Origin of the sequence: Denitrobacterium detoxificans (assembly GCF_015062615.1) — a bacterium.
Lineage (GTDB): Bacteria > Actinomycetota > Coriobacteriia > Coriobacteriales > Eggerthellaceae > Denitrobacterium > Denitrobacterium detoxificans_A.
On record NZ_SUUH01000002.1, the window covers coordinates 19,784 to 36,039 of the forward strand.

Genomic DNA, 16,256 nt, shown 5'->3' on the forward strand with positions numbered 1-16,256 from the left:
GTTCAGCATCGTATGCGAAACGCACGGAAACCAAGGAGGAGTGGATCCATGCGTATCACGCCAAAGAATGCCCAACTTGGGTTCGATAACATCATGCCCGCCATCGCCCTGATGTCTCAGGCGTTCTGGGTGGCATGGATCGAGCTCATCTATTCGGGCGAAATATACCTAGGCCCGGTTGAACCCGATTCGCTTCAACTCATCATTGCGTATTGCGTTTCTACCACGGCCATGTCGCTGATGCTCATTGCGTTTGGCTTTGCGCATCGCAAGGTGCAAGCCATTATTCAAAAGCCGGCCTGGATTGCAGGTGCTGGTGCACTCGCCTCCATCTCCACGTGGCTTGATATGCAGTTGGGGAGCATGGTGTTCGTGGCCCTTACCGGCGTCTTCACCTCGCTGCTCGCAGCGCGTTTCAGCTTTTTGCTTGCCCAGGTGAATCCCAAGGAAATCATGCTGTCTTGCGCGTTGGTGCAGATTCTTGCTTCCTTTATCTATGGGTACGTGCTCATGCTGCCTGCGGGTTGGCCCCCGGTGTTCATGGCGCTTCTGCCGTTGCTGGGCGGCATTACGAGTTTGCTCGACGGCGGACGTTTGCGGTATGACAGCGTGGGCGACGAGAAATACTCCGACCGTGGGTTTTCGTTCTTGCGGTTGGTTTTGGCCATTGGCGTGTTCTCCATTGCCATCAATATCGTGCGTGGTTTCTATCCCTCTATGATCGAGATGAATACCTTTGCCGAGGCGCGTGGCAATTCTTCGGTCATCTTCTTCTTCGTGAAGCTGGTCGTTTGCTTCGTCATTGCCGCACTACCGTTGCGTACCAACTTGTCGCGCTTGTGCTATTACGCGTTTTTGGCCCTGGCATTCGCGACGTTGCCGCTTCCCATCGTTGGGCTGGGGTCCTCAACTACGCTCGAGAGCTTTGGTTGCATCAACGCCTTGCTCAATTTGGTGGTTTGGACGCTGCTCAATGGCATCGCCTACAAATCGGGTAGATCTCCCATTCGCATATTTGGCTGGGGATGGGGCACAATGTCTCTTTGTTCGGTTGTTGGTTGGCTCATCGGGTTTGGCTTGTTTGCCTTCGACGTCGATAGCGCCGTTTTGCCCACCATCGAGGTTTTGCTGCTTGCGGTGATGCTCGTGTGCGGCATCATTGTCGTGAATCCCGGGGTAATTGATGGCCTGTTTCGCCCGGTCGACGGCGACGACGAGGCCGTTTCTGTCTCTATTGGCGGTTCGCGCGAGGCGAATCAGATGCTCGAAGATGCGCTCATGCGCAAGGAGAGTTCCCATTGCTCCGATTGCTCTTCGTGCCCAGCAATGAAACCCGTTCGCGTCTCCGATCAAGAGGGGGAGCGAAAGCCCGGCCGTTGGCGTAGGGCGGTTGCCTCCATGGCTGCCGACTGCGATCTTTCCGAACGCGAACGTGATGTGTTCGAGCTGCTGCTGAAGGGGTACACGAAGAACCGCGCTGCCGAGGAGCTCTGCATTTCGTACAACACCGTACGTAGCCATGTGCGCAACATATACGTGAAATGCGACGCGCATTCCCAGCAGGATCTTATCGATGGCCTAGAGGCATACCTGCGCGAGCGCGGTTAACGCTACCCGTTAACGAGCATGGCGGCTTTGTCTGGATGTGCGGATCGCTTCTGCGCTAGCGCACGTAGATATCCACGGGCTGCTTGCGACGGTCGACGATGATCAGGTAAATGTCGAAGATGCCGCTTACGATCAGGCTGATGCCCATGAACAGTACGACCGCATCGGCCAGTGCGCCGGGGCGCAAGATGACGAGCAGCCCCAGTACGGCGATGACGACCGAAATGATGGCGGGTGCCAGGGCAACGCCTCCGAACAATCCTGCGGCTGCGAAGCTGCGCATGAGATTGGTAATGCCGCTAACGAGCAGAATGATGCCAATGAGGAAAGGCAGGAAGTCCACGATGGCCATGGGCACGCTGATGAACAGTATGCCCACGAGTGCGCTGAAGATGGCGGCGCCAATGAGCCCAGGGTTGCGGGTAGAACCGAATGCGAATGTCAGGGCGTAGCCCGCTGCGGTAACGAGGGCGATGATGCCCATGACCCACACGAGGAAATCGAGGGCGCGTGACTGGAAGAATAGGAATACGGCACCTAGGATAATGCCGGCAATGGCCACGATGATGCGGTTGCGCGAAAAGTCTTGCCACATGCTGCCCATGATGAGCTCCTATCCCCAAATTACCCCTGGGTTGAATTGTAACGCTTTTGGGCTCATTTCACGTGGTCGGTCGCCTCGTTTTTGAGTATGGTGACCTCTCGTTTTTTTCGTGGGAACGAATACTCCACTCTGGTAAAGCATTGCCTTTTGTCGTTTCATTCGACAGGCGTGCACCCACAGATTGCAAATGGTGTGTACATTTCCCTGCGTTTGCGCGCACGCGTGGGAATCGTGGGGCAAATACCTAAAATGGGTAGGACGAGATTGAGAGACGACGTGAGGAGCGCCACCCGAATGAAAGTTGCATTTTTCCCTGGCTGCCTGGTAGACATGTTCTACCCGGAAGTGGGCATTGCCGCTGTCAACGTGCTCGAACGGCTCGGCTGTGAAGTCGAAATGCCCGAAGAGCAAATTTGCTGCGGTCAGATGCTCACGAACTCGGGCTACAAGAAGGAGCTTGTGCCCGTTGCGCAGCGCATCATCGATTCCTATTACAACATGGACTACGATGCCATCGTTTCTCTTACGGGCTCTTGCATGAGCGCCATCATCGACGACTATCCGGCTATCATCGAAGATCCCGAATACAAGTCGAAGCTCGACGCCATTTCCGTGCGTTCCCGCTTCTTCGAGTTCACCGAATTCCTGGTCGACAAGCTGGGCGTAACCGATTTGGGCGCCAGCTTCCCCCATACGGTTACCTATCACAAGAGCTGCCACGTTACGCGTTTCCTGCGCGTGGAAGAGCAGCCCATGGAGCTGCTGCGTAACGTGAAGGGCTTGCAGTACATCGAAATGGAGCACGCCGATCGCTGCTGCGGTTTCGGTGGTACCTTCAGCGTGAAGCAGCCCGAGATCTCCAGCGCCATCGTTGCCGAGAAGTGCCAGACCATCATCGACACGGGCGCCGAGGTGCTGTGTGGTGGCGACGTGCCCTGCCTTATGAATATCAAGGGCGCGCTTGCTCGCTTGCGTACCGAAGGCAAGCTCGATCGCGATATCCGCGTCATGCATATCGCTCAGATTCTGGATTCGAGGGAGTAACCGATGGCCATCCTGTACGATACCGATGTAACTCTGCGTGAGCGCGTGGCCACGTGCCTGGAAGACGATTTCAAGCACAACGCCATCGAAACCGCTCAGGAGACGTTCTTCAACAAGCGCGCCGAGGTCGTGGACGCCATGCCTGGCTTCGAGGACATGCGCGAAGTGGCCAAGCAGATGCGCCAGAACGTTACCGACAATCTCGACTACTACGTGCGTCAGTTCGCACAGAACGCGGAAGCCAATGGCGTGATCATGCATTACGCTCCTTCCGACCAGGACGCCCTGTGGGAAATCCTCGACATCTTCGAGGCCAAGGGCGCTTCCACGGCTGTGAAGTCGAAGAGCATGATGACCGAGGAAATCGGCCTGAACGAGGTTCTGGAAGATGCGGGCGTGAGGGTCATTGAGACCGACTGCGCCGAGAACATTCTGCAGACCGCGAAGGACCGTCCTTCCCACATCGTGGTTCCGGCTCTGCACCTCGACCGCGACGCCATTGCAAAGATTTACGAGCGCGAACGTGGCTACGAGGGCGATTCCGTTCCCGAGCACATCACGCACTTCCTGCGCAAGATTCTGCGCGAGGAATTCCTGGAAGCCGAAGTCGGCGTTCGCGGCTGCAACTTCGCCGTTGCCGAAACCGGTTCCGTAACGCTGGTCACCAACGAGGGCAATGGCCGCATGGTCGACACGTGCCCGCCCGTTCAGGTTGTGCTCATCGGCATCGACCGCATCGTTCCCACGCTGGCCGATCTGGACTCCAGCATGGCACTGCTGCCTCGTAGCGCCGTGGGTGCCCAGATGACGGCATACTTCAGCGTCGATACGGGCGCACGTGGCGAGGGCGAGATCGACGGTCCTGCCGAAGTACATTACGTCATCATGGACAACGGTCGCTCCAACATGATTGGCAGCAAGTTCGACGCCATGCTGCGTTGCTGCCGCTGCGGCGCCTGCCTGAACATCTGCCCCGTGTATCGCCACATCACCGGTCATGGCTACGGCTCCATTTACCCGGGCCCCATGGGCATCGTGCTCACGGCCGCCCTGGAAGGCTACGAAAACATCGACACGCTGGCGTTCGCCTGCACCCTGTGCGGTGCCTGCACCGACCGCTGCCCCGTGAAGATTCCGCTGCACGAGCTCATTCGCGATCACCGCATGAACATGATCGAAGCTGGTCATGGACATGCATGGGAGGTGCCCCTGTTCCGTGGCGCTTCCATGATGTGGAATCACGTGCCCCTGTACAAGGGCATCATGAAGGTGGGTCGTCCCATTATGAACCTCATGGCGGGCAAGGAAGGCCGCCTCGATGCCGGTACGCAGTGGGTGCCCATTCTGAAGGGCTGGACGTCGTTCCGCGATGTCGATGTGCTCAGCCCGTATCGCTTCCGCGACTGGTTCAAGGACCACAAGGCCGCTGCTGCGGCTTCCGAAGATGGGGTGGACACCCCCGCAGATGCCAATGAAGAAGGGGAGGGCGATGCCCGATGAGCCGCTGCTCGCTCGATGATTTTCTGGCGCCCATTTCCGCGCGCCTGGGCCATGAAGAAGTGCCCGAAGCCCCCACGCAGGGCAAGCAGGTAAAGCGTCCCGTGCGCGTGACCGACGGTCTTTCGCACGATGCGCTGGTGGATATGTTCGTGGAGCAGGCTCAGGCCATCCGCGTAAGCGTAGTACGCACCACGGCGGAAGGCGCTGCCGACGCCGTTGCCAAAATCGTGTCCGAGGCTCGTGCAGCCGACGCCGCTGAAGGCGCTACCGTGCAGGTGGGCCCTGCGGTGTATTCCGCACAGGAAAAGCTCGCCGAGCTGGGCATCCCCGCTGTTCTGGGCGAAGATGCCGTGCGCTGGGATGTTGAAGCTGGCCACGACGCCATGCTGCAGGCATGCAACCAGGCGCGCTTTGGCGTAACGTACGCCGCTGGTGCCATTGCCGAAACGGGCACCATCGTGCAGCCCATGACGGCCGACTGCGGTCGTTCCGTCAGCCTGCTGCCGCTGGCTCACATCGTGCTGATCGACGCTTCCACCATGAAGCCCACCATGCGCGAAGCCCTCGACGAGCTGGACGCCGCCCGCAAGGCCGGCGGCAAGCTGGCAAGCCAGGTGTGCTTCATCAGTGGCCCCTCCGTTACCAGCGACATCGAGCTGGTGCGCGTAGAGGGGGTCCACGGCCCCATGTACGTGTACTACGTGGTTGTGGAGTAACCCACTTGGTTCGACCTGGCGAGGCCGGGGCGATGGGCCTTGAGGGCACCCGCTCCGCTGCTCGCCCGGCGTGTTGGTTGTACTCATAGAGGAACGCGAGGACATCTCCCGCGTTCCTCTTTTGTTTGCGGGCGGGTGCGCCGGGCTCGTGCGCTCGCTGGGTCGGGGCATTGTCATGGGTGGTTTGCAATTCTGTGAAATGTCGTGCTTTAGCGTGGTGGAGTAGTACAATCGATGGAACATTTCAACGCAAGCGCGTGGAAGGACGGCGCATGGAAAAGAAGGATTTGGATTGGGGCAGCCTCGGTTTTAGCTATATGCCCACGTCGTATAGCTATGTGTGCAATTGGCGCGATGGTGCGTGGGAAGAGGGCGGTCTTACGGCCGACCATTCCGTTACCATCAGCGAGTGCGCGGGCATTCTGCACTATTGCCAGGAATGCTTCGAGGGTCTGAAGGCGTATACCACCGAGTCTGGCGACATCGTATGCTTCCGCCCCGACTTGAACGCCGATCGCATGTATGAAACGGCCGAGCGTCTGTGCATGCCGCCCTTCCCGAAGGATAAGTTCGTCGAGGCCGTGAAAGAGGTCGTGAAGGCCAATCTGGAATGGGTTCCCCCGTTCGGCAGTGGCGCTACGCTCTACATTCGCCCCGTCATGTTCGCCACGGGCGTCGTCATTGGCGTGAAGCCCGCTACGGAATACCAGTTCCGCATCCTGGTTACGCCGGTTGGCCCCTACTACAAGGGTGGCGCCGTGCCCATCTCCATCTGCGTGAGCCCCTTCGATCGCGCTGCACCGCGCGGTACTGGCAACATCAAGGCCGGTCTGAACTACGCCATGAGCCTGCAGGCCAACGTGGAAGCGCATGCTAACGGCTTCGCCGAGAACCTCTACCTCGACTCCCAGAGCCGTACGTACGTGGAAGAAGCGGGTGGCGCCAACATCATCTTCGTGAACAAGGAAGGCACGCTCGTGGTGCCGCAGAGCCATACCGACTCTATTCTGCCTTCCATCACCCGCCGTTCGCTCGTGGTGGTTGCGCGCGACATCCTGGGCATGAACGTCGAGGAGCGTCCGGTGAAGTTTGCCGAGGTCGAAGCAGGAGACTTCGTCGAGGCGGGTCTGTGTGGCACGGCTGCCGTGATTAGCCCCGTGGGCAAGATCACCAACGGCGACGAGGTCATCGAAATCAGTGGCATGGAGGCCGCTGGCCCCGTTATGACGAAGCTGCGCAATACTCTCACGGGCATTCAGAGTGGCGAAATCGAAGGCCCCGAAGGCTGGGTCGTCAAGATTGCCTAGCGCAATCGTTACTGCGTAAATGCCAAGGACGGAGGTTTTCCTCCGTCCTTTTTCGTTTCAAGTTATCGGCTTGGTAAACGGTAGCCACTCAAGTGCTTGGGAGAATACAAAGAAATATAATAGTCCCTAAGTCTCATTATCGGGGGGCGTGAGCCTGGGGGATCGTGGCAAGGCGTGCTGGCCAGATGCCCAAGGTGCGAAGGGGGCTACCGTGGGTAGATATCAGTTTACCGATGAGGAGCGCAAGGTGCTGGAGAGCTTACCCCAGCCGCTTGCTATTTATCAATTCATCGACAAGCGTGTCGCAACGCTCGTGTTGTCGAGCGGTTTTTGCGAGGTGTTCGGCTACGTAGATCGCGCGCAGGCCTATTATGACATGGACAACGATATGTACCGGGATACGCATCCCGATGACGTTGCGCGTATCGCCGAAGCAGCCGTCCGCTTTGCTACGCAGGGTGGCCGATACGACGTCGTCTACCGCACGAAAGACCATCGTAGCGGCGGCTATCGCATCATACATGCCAAGGGAGAGCACCGCTATACGGAAGAGGGCGTGCGTCTTGCCCATGTGTCGTATACCGACGAGGGTCCCTTCGATAGCAATCGGGGGGATTTGCAGGGCTCCAATCTGATGCTTTCCTTCAATGAGATGTTGCGCGAGGAAAGCATCGTGCAACAGAGCACGTATGATTACCTTACGGGTTTGCCCAGCATGACGTACTTCTTCGAGCTCGCCGAAGCGGGTAGGCGCGCCATCGAAGAGCGCGGCGGGGAACCCGTGATGCTGTATCTGGACCTGAGCGGCATGCAGGTGTTCAATACGCAGAACGGATACGGCGCGGGTGACAAGCTTATTCGCGAATTTGCCAACCTTCTGAAGGCTACGTTTTCCCATGATAGCTGCTGCCGCATTTCGGGCGATCATTTTGCGGTCTACACGGAAGAGGCGGGTCTCGACAAGGTGCTGCAAAGGTTCTTTGATGAATGCGCCCAGATTAACGCCGGAAACAGCCTTCCCGTTCGCGTGGGCGTATTCCCGCGCAAAATGGGCAACGGCTCGGTGAGCGAGGCGTGTGATGGCGCTAAGCTTGCCTGCGATGCGCTGCGTACCCAGTTTGCCTCGAGCTACGGGTATTACGACAGCGCCATGCGGGAAGATACCGAGCGGCGATTGCATATCCTTGCCACTATCGATAAAGCAATCGACCAGGGGTGGATCAAGGTGTTCTATCAGCCTATCGTGCGCGGCCTGAATGGGCGCGTGTGTAATGAGGAAGCGCTTTCACGCTGGTTTGATCCCGAATACGGCGTCATTTCGCCAGCCGAATTCATCCCCGTGCTCGAAACGGCGGGTACGATATACAAGCTCGATTTGCATGTGCTTGACCAGGCGCTGCGGAAGATGCGCCTGCAGCAGCAGGCCGGCTTATACGTTGTGCCAACATCGATTAATCTCTCCCGCGCCGATTTTACGGCATGCGATATCGTGAGTGAGATAGCCGAGCGCGTAGATGCGTCGGGCTTTTCGCGTGACATGATCGCTATCGAGGTGACCGAAAGCATTCTCGGTAGTGATTTTGAGTTTATGAACGAACAGGTTAAGCGCTTGCGTGCTATGGGCTTCCCCGTGTGGATGGACGATTTCGGGAGCGGATATTCCTCTATGGACGTGCTCCAGAGCGTGGAATTCGATCTCATCAAGTTCGATATGAGCTTCATGCGTCGGCTCAGTGAGGGCGATAGCGCGAAAACCGTGCTTGCGGAGCTCGTGAAAATGGCTACGTCGCTGGGAATCGATACGCTCTGCGAGGGCGTGGAGACGGAAGAACAGAAGCGATTCTTGCAGGAAGTAGGTTGCTCGAAGCTCCAAGGTTTTCTATTTTGTCGTCCCGTGTCGTTCGAGGAGATATGCAATCGGTACGAACGTGGTATTCAAATTGGATTCGAGAATCCCGCCGAGTCGGATTACTACGACACCATCGGTCGTTTGAATCTGTACGATCTTGCTGTTATGGCGAACGAGGAGGATGCCTTACGCAAGTACTTTGATGTGCTGCCTATGGGCGTCATCGAAGTGGACGGCGACTCTATCGAGTATGCACGCTCTAATCAGTCGTATCGTGACTTCCTGAAAAGATTCTACGGGGTTGACATTGGTAATCCTTCGCCAGGTTATACGGGGGAGCCCTTCGACTCTGACTCGTCGTTCGTTCACATCGTCAATCAATGCTGCAGGGAACGGGGGCGCGTCTTCTTTGACGAGACGATGCCCGATGGTTCCACCGTGCACTCTTTCATACGGTACGTGCGTTCTAACCCGGTGACGGGGAAGACAGCCATTGTCGCCGTGGTTTTGTCGGTGTCGGAGGTGGACGAGGGGGCTACCTATGCGGGCGTCGTGCGTGCACTGACAGCTGACTATTTCAAGATTTACTACGTCGACTTGGTATCGGAGGGCTTTATCGAGTACAGCCTGAATACAGAAGGCGAAGAGCTGGCGGTGCAGCGTCATGGCGAGCGATTCTTCGAGGCGGCGCAAAACGATGCCCCTTTGCGCATTCATGCGGATGACCTCGATTCGTTCCTTGCGGTCTTTTCCCGTCAGGGGATGAGTCGCGAACTGAGCGAGCATGACGTGTTCTACGCTACGTATCGTTTGGCGGGTGATGACCCTACGAGGCGCGTGGGCGTGAAGATCGTGCGTTTGAACGCCGGCAGCGAGCAGGTCGTCGTCGGCATTCGAAATCTCTTCGACGGGGAGTAAGAATCCTGCATGTTCCCTGACGCGTCCCGCTTGGTGCTGGGCGCATGCGGTGCCGAACCCAGGTATAGTGCAGTGCGTCAGCGGCAACCTGGGGCCGTCTAAGGCCCTATTGTGCTCATATTGCGCTATGTTCGACTAACTCTAACTACGTCCGTTTGCGCGCCGCGAGAGCGTTCGATACACTAGTATGCTCAATTTTTCTGAAAGGACGGTTCTCGTGGACGACGCCGTATTTACCGAAGAGCAAGAGCATCTTACGCACACCTATGAAAAGCTGTGTGGCATTCGCAATGCACAGCTCAAGAAGATTCGCGCAACGAGCGAGGAAGCAACGCGCGATTTGGGCAGCATGCGCGATGAGCGGTCGCTCGACTTCGCCGAGGTCGATCATACGGCCGAAACGATGATCGAGCTCGAAGCCATGAACAGCATCATTGCGGGGTACCAGCGCACGGCGAACGCTGCCGAGGAAACCCTGCGTCGTGCGGAAATGCTCATGCGCCAGCCGTACTTCGCGCGCATCGACTTGCAGCTGAAGGAAGGCGCCCCTGCGCGCAGCATTTACCTGGGCAGCGTGGGCATCGCCGACGAGACGCGCCGTCATTTTATCGTAGACTGGCGAAGCCCCGTGGCTGAGGTGTACTACAACCAGAGCAACGGCGCCACGCAATACGAGGCGAACGGTCGCACCATTCACGCCAATCTGAAGCTGCGACGTCAGTTCGATATCACGCGCGACACGCTGAACGCCTACTTCGATACTACGGTGGCTATCGAGGATCCCCTGCTGCTGAAGGCGCTTGGGTCGCGTCACTCCGAGAAGCTGCATGCCATTACCGCCACCATTCAGCGCGAGCAGAACGAGGTCGTGCGTCATGAGGACGTACCGGCCTTGGTGGTAAACGGCATCGCCGGTAGCGGAAAGACGTCGGTGCTGCTGCAGCGTATCGCTTACTTGTTGTATCGCAACCGCGAGAACCTTACGCCCGATCAGGTGTACTTGTTTACTCCTAATCCCGTGTTTGGTCGTTACATCGACGACGTGCTGCCCAGCATGGGTGAGAAGAACCCCCAGATCTTCACCTGGCGCTCTTTCGTGGAGAGCCAGGGGCTTGCCGATCGCGGCATGGGCGAGGATACCGCCCCCACGGTGCTTCAGGGCATTGCCGATGCCTTGCCGGGCCTTACGCTCGATCCTCATGACTTCCGAGAAATCGCCGTCGATGGAACGGTGCTGCTCAAAGCGTCGCAAGTGCAGTCGGCTGCTCGCAAGTACGAGCATGTTCCTGTAGGCCCGCGCTTTAGCGGCCTCATGGTCGAGGAGCTGCACGATCGCCTGGATCGCAGGTTCGACTCCATGGCTCACGACGAAGCACTGCACGACGAAATGCTCTCACTCGACGTCGACGACATGGTGCGCTATTTTGGCAGCGCCATTGCGCCTTCCACGCAGGAAGAGACCGTCAACCTGGCTAAAGAGTACGTGCAGGCGCGCTATGCCGTAGCACACGAGGCCATCGAAAATTTGGAGTGGCTGCGTTTCGACCGCATTGGCATGCGCGTTACGGGGCAGCCCACGGTGAGTGCCGTTGAGTGGCTCTACCTGAAGGCGCGATTTGCGGGCACGGGGTGCCGCAGCGCGCGCTACGTCATGGTCGACGAGGTCCAGGATTATACGGAAGCCCAGCTCATGGTCTTGGCTCATTGGTTTGGGAATGCGCATTTTCTGCTGCTGGGCGACGAGCACCAGGCCATTCGCGAGCACACTGCTACCTTCCCCAAGATTCGCGAGGTTTTTGCGCGGGCTAAAGGCGAGGTGAGCGAATGCCGCCTGCTCACCAGCTATCGTTCAACCCCCGAAATCACCAGCCTGTTCTGCGGCTTGGTGCATGGCAGTGATATCCAGGCGACATCGGTGCAACGCGAGGGGCAGGCGCCCACCATTCAGGCGTGTTCGCGCGATGCCGCTGAGTATCTGGCTGCGCTGCGCGCTCAGATTGAGGTTGCGCGAGAGCGTGGTGGCCTTACGGCCATTGTTGCGGAAAGCCACGATCGCGTGCGTTGGCTCGCTCGTGAGCTGGGCGCACGTAAGCCCGACGAGGCAGGCGAGGGCGATATCGTGCTCATGCGCCCGAATGCCAGCCTGCCAGCTGCGGGCGTTGTGCTTATCGATTTGCCGCTGGCCAAGGGTCTGGAATTCGACGCCGTCATCGTGCCCGATGCCCAGGATTCGGTGTATCCCGACACGCCGCTTGCGCGCCGTCGTTTGTATACGGCCATCTCGCGTGCAACGCATTTCGTATCCGTGCTTTCGCAGGGTCCCCTTACGCCGCTGCTGGCGTAAATCCTCCCGCACGATATACCGAGTTTTGCGTTTTCGCCCCAGATTCGTCTGGGGCGTTTTTGCGTGTCGCGAATGGGGGTGGGAGGGGTGCGTTCTTACGGGTGGTTATCAAATCGTTATTTTTGTCGCTTTACCTTTTTTCAAATTGGTGGGTATGGGAACGAGCCATCAGCGCATTTTTGTGAAAACGTGGGGGAGAGGGGAGGTGCATTTCTTTTGGGTCATCCACCCCGCTTGAACCAAACATGCCTTCCCACCTGGCCTTTTGCCTGATTGAACCCTAGAAGCGCACCTTCGAATTTGATAGAATTGCGGTAGTAATTTCCGCATGTGCGGCCGTGTGGGGTGTATGCCGCAATGCGTTTGGGGGAATAGGGGGACGTAATGAACACGTTCGCTCATGCTGCTTCGGAAAAGCCGTCCGACGTGCGCAAAAGGCGCACTCGGCGTCGATGGCGCCATGTTTCCTGTGCGAGCTATATCCCCGTGCGACCTGCGGCTTCGCATGGTCGTCCTGCCTGCGAAGCCGCGGCTGACCCCCTTTCGAGCCAGCGCATTGCGCGTGCCATTCTGGGTGTGCTGCTGGCGATAATCATGGCCGTTGCCATGACTCCTATCGTTCCGGCGGAACGGGCGTATGCGTATGTTGACGCAGGTCAGACGGTTACCGACAACGCGACGCAATTCAAGTTTTACACCATGACGTCGGGATCTTCCGCGTATGGCGACATCACGTATACGAGCGACCTTGCAGGCGAGCATGCGATTGCCGCCGCGGCTGCGGGCGAGACGGTGTATGTGCACGTAACGCCTAATACGGGCTACACGCTTCCCGATGCATATGACTGCATCAGGGTTTCCTTTGCGGGCGCGGCGGAGGCCACGCTTAACCCCGTGGACGATTACGTGATCGCGAGGGATTCCAAGAATGTTTTTCACTTCACGATGCCCGACATCTACGCAATGCTTGGTTCCAATGCAGCTAGCCAGGCGTCGGCGGGCACCATCTACGCAATCCTTACGCCGCTGTTTATTCAGCGAACTGGCACCTCGTATACCATCACGTCGTATGCCGGTTCGGGTGGATCGATTCAGTATCTTCCCACGTCAGGCTATGAGGACGACGAAATTACGTTCGTCCCCACGCCTCAGAATGGCTACACAGTCGATTCCGTTTCCGTTGAGGGCGAAACGGTGGGTTCCATCGACTGCTCGGTAAATACGGCGGGTAGGTATGCATTCTCCATGCCAGCCGATAACGTTACGGTGCGCGCAACGTTCAAGTCGGCGTCTACCACTCCCGTCAATCCTCCCTCTTCGATCGACCTTACGTACAATGGCGCAGCTCAGGTGGGCATGAGCGGCGGTACGGGCTATACGCTTTCCGCTACGGCAGGGGCCACGACCCAGGCTACGATCACCGGTGGCGATGCCATTGGCACGAATGCTGGCACCTATCCGGTAACGGCCACACTGAATTCGGGTTTCTCCTGGTCGGATGGTACGACGGCGGCAAAGGACCTTTCGTTCACCATTTCGCCGGCCGACATTTCCAGTTGCACGACCACGCTGTCTGCTAGCTACACGCCCGAAGAGGCGCAGGCCGCGGCATCGCATTCTCCGCAGCTCACCTTCACCACGTCTACGGGAACGCCCCTTGCCGTTCCTACCAGCGATTTCACGGTTACATATACGTCTGGCAGCACGACCCAGCTGAGCGCGTTTCCCACGGAGCCTGGTTCGTACACGGCACTTTTCGTGGCCGATGGCATTGCCGGCGCGACGGGCAACTTCAAGGGCATCAAGCAGGTGAACTTTACGGTCTCCGAAACGCCGCCGACCACGTATAACGTGCGTTTAGCTGCGGTTTCCTATGGCACTATCCAGGCGAACCCTGTGGTTGCCGCACAGGGCGCTACCATCACGGTCAATCCGCAGCCGTATGAAAACTACAAGGTTGCCAGCGTTACGTATACGGATGGCACGGGTACTCATCAGGTGACCGAAACGGCTGGGACCTGGTCGTTTAGCATGCCTGCCAGCGACGTTACAGTGGGCGCGACGTTCGAGCTCGATAGCACTCCGGTCGACGAGCCCAAGACGGCCCAAGTCCCCATTGCCGTGCGTGACCTTGTGTACAACGGTAAGGCTCAAATTGGCGTTTCCGCAGGCGAGGGCTATCATCTCCGGGCGACCTCCGAGCAGGCATATTACACGTCGGAGCCTTCGTCAGGAAGCTCGGGGGATTCAACATCGTCTGGAGGCGTTAACGCCACGCTCGCGTTCGATGACGCCGGCAATGCCATGGCAGTGAATGCCGGTTCGTACACGTTGGTTGCGGAACTCGATGAAGGCTACGTTTGGGCAGGTGAAACGGGTGCCACGGCAACTGCTGCGAAAGAGCTGACCTTCACGGTGTCGCCTAGGGACATCGCCCTGTGCACCATGGCGACCATCGCGCCGCAAACGTACGCGGGATCTGCGGTAACGCCGGCCGTTTCCATTACCGATGGCGCGCTGGGCGCCCTGGGAGAAGGCGATTTCGAGCTTTCGTATGCTGGCAACAACACCGTTGGAACGGCTACGGTCACGGCTACGGGCGAAGGCAATTACACGGGTACGCTTAAGGGGCAATTCCAAATTGTTTCCGCAGGTGAATACGATTCGACTCCTGTCGCTTTGCATCGCTTGTACAACCCTAATTCCGGCGAGCATTTCTATACTGCCGACCCGCATGAGGCCGCTGAAGTCGAAGCTGCGGGTTGGACGTACGAGGGCATTGGTTGGACGGCGCCCACTTCGAGCTCCACGCCCGTATATCGCCTGTACGATGCCGTGGCCGGCGAGCATTTCTACACCACGAGCGAGACGGATCGCGATGCGTACATCGCTGCGGGTTGCAACGACGAGGGCATTGGCTGGTATTCCGATGACGCTCATGGTGTCGAGGTGTTATGCCAGGTCAACCCGAATGCAGATGTGGGAGCATTCAATTACACGGTCTCTCAGACGGAAAATGACTACTTGTTGAGCGTTGGCTGGCGCGCTGGTGCCTCCGTCTGGTACGCGCTTGCGCCAAGCTGATAGACGGCGCTGACGGGCCGCGCGGCTTACCTTCATTTGAATCCGTGTGATCGGCGCGCAGGAGACGCGTCGGAATCCTCGTGTACTCGTTTTGCGTGCTATTATGGGCGCATTGCGTTCAACAGAGGAGTACACATGTCGCTTTCTATCGGTATTGTGGGCCTGCCCAACGTTGGCAAATCCACGCTGTTTACCGCGCTTACCAATCAGAGCGGTCTTGCCGCGAATTATCCGTTTGCCACCATCGAACCCAATGTTGGCATCGTGCCTGTTCCCGATAGCCGTTTGAATCGTCTGGCTGAAATCGACCACCCTGCGCGCATCGTGCCCGCCACCGTGGAATTCGTCGATATCGCCGGCCTGGTTGCAGGTGCAAGCCAGGGCGAGGGGCTGGGAAATCAGTTCCTGGCCAACATTCGCGAAACCGATGCCATCTGCGAGGTCGTGCGCTTCTTCTCCGATCCCGACGTCGTGCATGTAGCTGGCAAGGTTAACCCAGCTAGCGACGTGGAAACGATCAAGACCGAGCTTATCCTGGCCGATATGGGCACGCTGGAAAAGGCCATGAGCCGCCTGGAAAAGGAAGCCAAGCGCGATAAGAGCCTCGCTCTGCGCCTGGAAACGGCCAAGAAGGTCTATGAGGGTCTGAACGAGGGCCATCGCGCACGTACGCTGGGCCTTTCCGACGAAGAGGCCGACAGCATCCGCGATCTGTGCCTGCTTACCATGAAGCCCATGCTCTACATCGCCAACGTCGACGAAGACGCCCTCGATGCCGAGCTGCCCGAAATCGATGGCACGGTTCCCGTGCCCATTTCCGCGAAAGTGGAAGCCGACCTGGCCGAACTCGATGAGGCCGAAGCCGCGGAGTACCTGGAGGCCATGGGCCTTTCCGAAAGCGGCCTGGCGCGCCTGGTGCGCGAGGCGTATGCGCTTCTGGGCCTGCAGAGCTTCTTCACCAGCGGCGAAACCGAAAGCCGTGCCTGGACGGTGCGCGTGGGCGCGAAGGCGCCCCAGGCCGCAGGCGTTATCCATTCCGATTTCGAACGAGGCTTCATCAAGGCTGAAACCGCCAGCTTCGAAGACTATAGCGAGCTGGGGGGCGAAGCAGGTTGCCGTGCCGCGGGTCGTCTGCGCCAGGAAGGCAAGGATTACGTGGTGCAAGACGGCGACGTCATGCACTTCAAATTCAACGTGTAAGCGCGCAGAATCGCGTATAACGCCAGCTTTCGGGGCGTTCGGTGCGTTGCACTGGGCGGCCCATTTTCGTGCCTCGTGCGCC

General features: G+C 58.3%; 10 protein-coding genes. 9 read left to right on the top strand and 1 reads right to left on the bottom strand.

Annotated elements, in window-relative coordinates; all coding sequences use genetic code 11:
• Nucleotides 1-48 precede the first annotated feature (48 nt).
• On the top strand, nucleotides 49-1,608 hold the full coding sequence (locus E7002_RS03080) for a LuxR C-terminal-related transcriptional regulator (protein WP_303727451.1): 1,560 nt from the start codon (nucleotides 49-51) through the stop codon (nucleotides 1,606-1,608).
• 55 nt (nucleotides 1,609-1,663) lie between these two features.
• On the opposite strand, the gene E7002_RS03085 is transcribed toward E7002_RS03080, so the two are convergent.
• A complete protein-coding gene (locus tag E7002_RS03085; RefSeq protein WP_303727452.1) occupies nucleotides 1,664-2,212 on the bottom strand; it encodes a DUF308 domain-containing protein in 549 nt (182 codons plus the stop codon).
• Nucleotides 2,213-2,506: 294 nt separating this feature from the next.
• On the opposite strand from E7002_RS03085, the gene E7002_RS03090 reads away from it, so the two are divergent.
• The 8 genes from E7002_RS03090 (at nucleotide 2,507) to ychF (ending at nucleotide 16,174) form a co-directional block, all read left to right on the top strand.
• A complete protein-coding gene (locus tag E7002_RS03090; protein WP_066663447.1) occupies nucleotides 2,507-3,256 on the top strand; it encodes a (Fe-S)-binding protein in 750 nt (249 codons plus the stop codon).
• Nucleotides 3,257-3,259: 3 nt separating this feature from the next.
• Nucleotides 3,260-4,756, top strand: coding sequence for a LutB/LldF family L-lactate oxidation iron-sulfur protein (locus E7002_RS03095; RefSeq protein WP_303727453.1), 1,497 nt, complete (start codon nucleotides 3,260-3,262; stop codon nucleotides 4,754-4,756).
• The gene (locus E7002_RS03100) at nucleotides 4,753-5,472 is read left to right on the top strand and encodes a lactate utilization protein C (RefSeq protein WP_303727454.1); all 720 of its coding nucleotides are present in this window, start codon (nucleotides 4,753-4,755) and stop codon (nucleotides 5,470-5,472) included. Before E7002_RS03095 ends, E7002_RS03100 begins: the two co-directional genes overlap by 4 nt.
• A gap of 257 nt (nucleotides 5,473-5,729) precedes the next feature.
• Nucleotides 5,730-6,779: a branched-chain amino acid aminotransferase gene (locus E7002_RS03105; RefSeq protein WP_256210043.1), complete on the top strand. Its 1,050-nt coding sequence runs from the start codon at nucleotides 5,730-5,732 to the stop codon at nucleotides 6,777-6,779.
• Nucleotides 6,780-6,990: 211 nt separating this feature from the next.
• Complete coding sequence (locus E7002_RS03110; RefSeq protein ID WP_303727455.1) at nucleotides 6,991-9,546, top strand: bifunctional diguanylate cyclase/phosphodiesterase; 2,556 nt, start codon at nucleotides 6,991-6,993, stop codon at nucleotides 9,544-9,546.
• Between the two features lie 217 nt (nucleotides 9,547-9,763).
• Nucleotides 9,764-11,890 carry a UvrD-helicase domain-containing protein gene (locus E7002_RS03115; RefSeq protein ID WP_303727456.1) on the top strand — a complete coding sequence of 709 codons (2,127 nt, stop codon included), beginning with the start codon at nucleotides 9,764-9,766 and terminating at the stop codon, nucleotides 11,888-11,890.
• A gap of 384 nt (nucleotides 11,891-12,274) precedes the next feature.
• Entirely contained in the window at nucleotides 12,275-14,974 is a 2,700-nt protein-coding gene (locus tag E7002_RS03120) for a hypothetical protein (protein WP_303727457.1), read from the top strand.
• Nucleotides 14,975-15,109: 135 nt separating this feature from the next.
• Nucleotides 15,110-16,174: a redox-regulated ATPase YchF gene (ychF, locus tag E7002_RS03125; protein WP_066663430.1), complete on the top strand. Its 1,065-nt coding sequence runs from the start codon at nucleotides 15,110-15,112 to the stop codon at nucleotides 16,172-16,174.
• The last annotated feature ends 82 nt before the right edge of the window (nucleotides 16,175-16,256 follow it).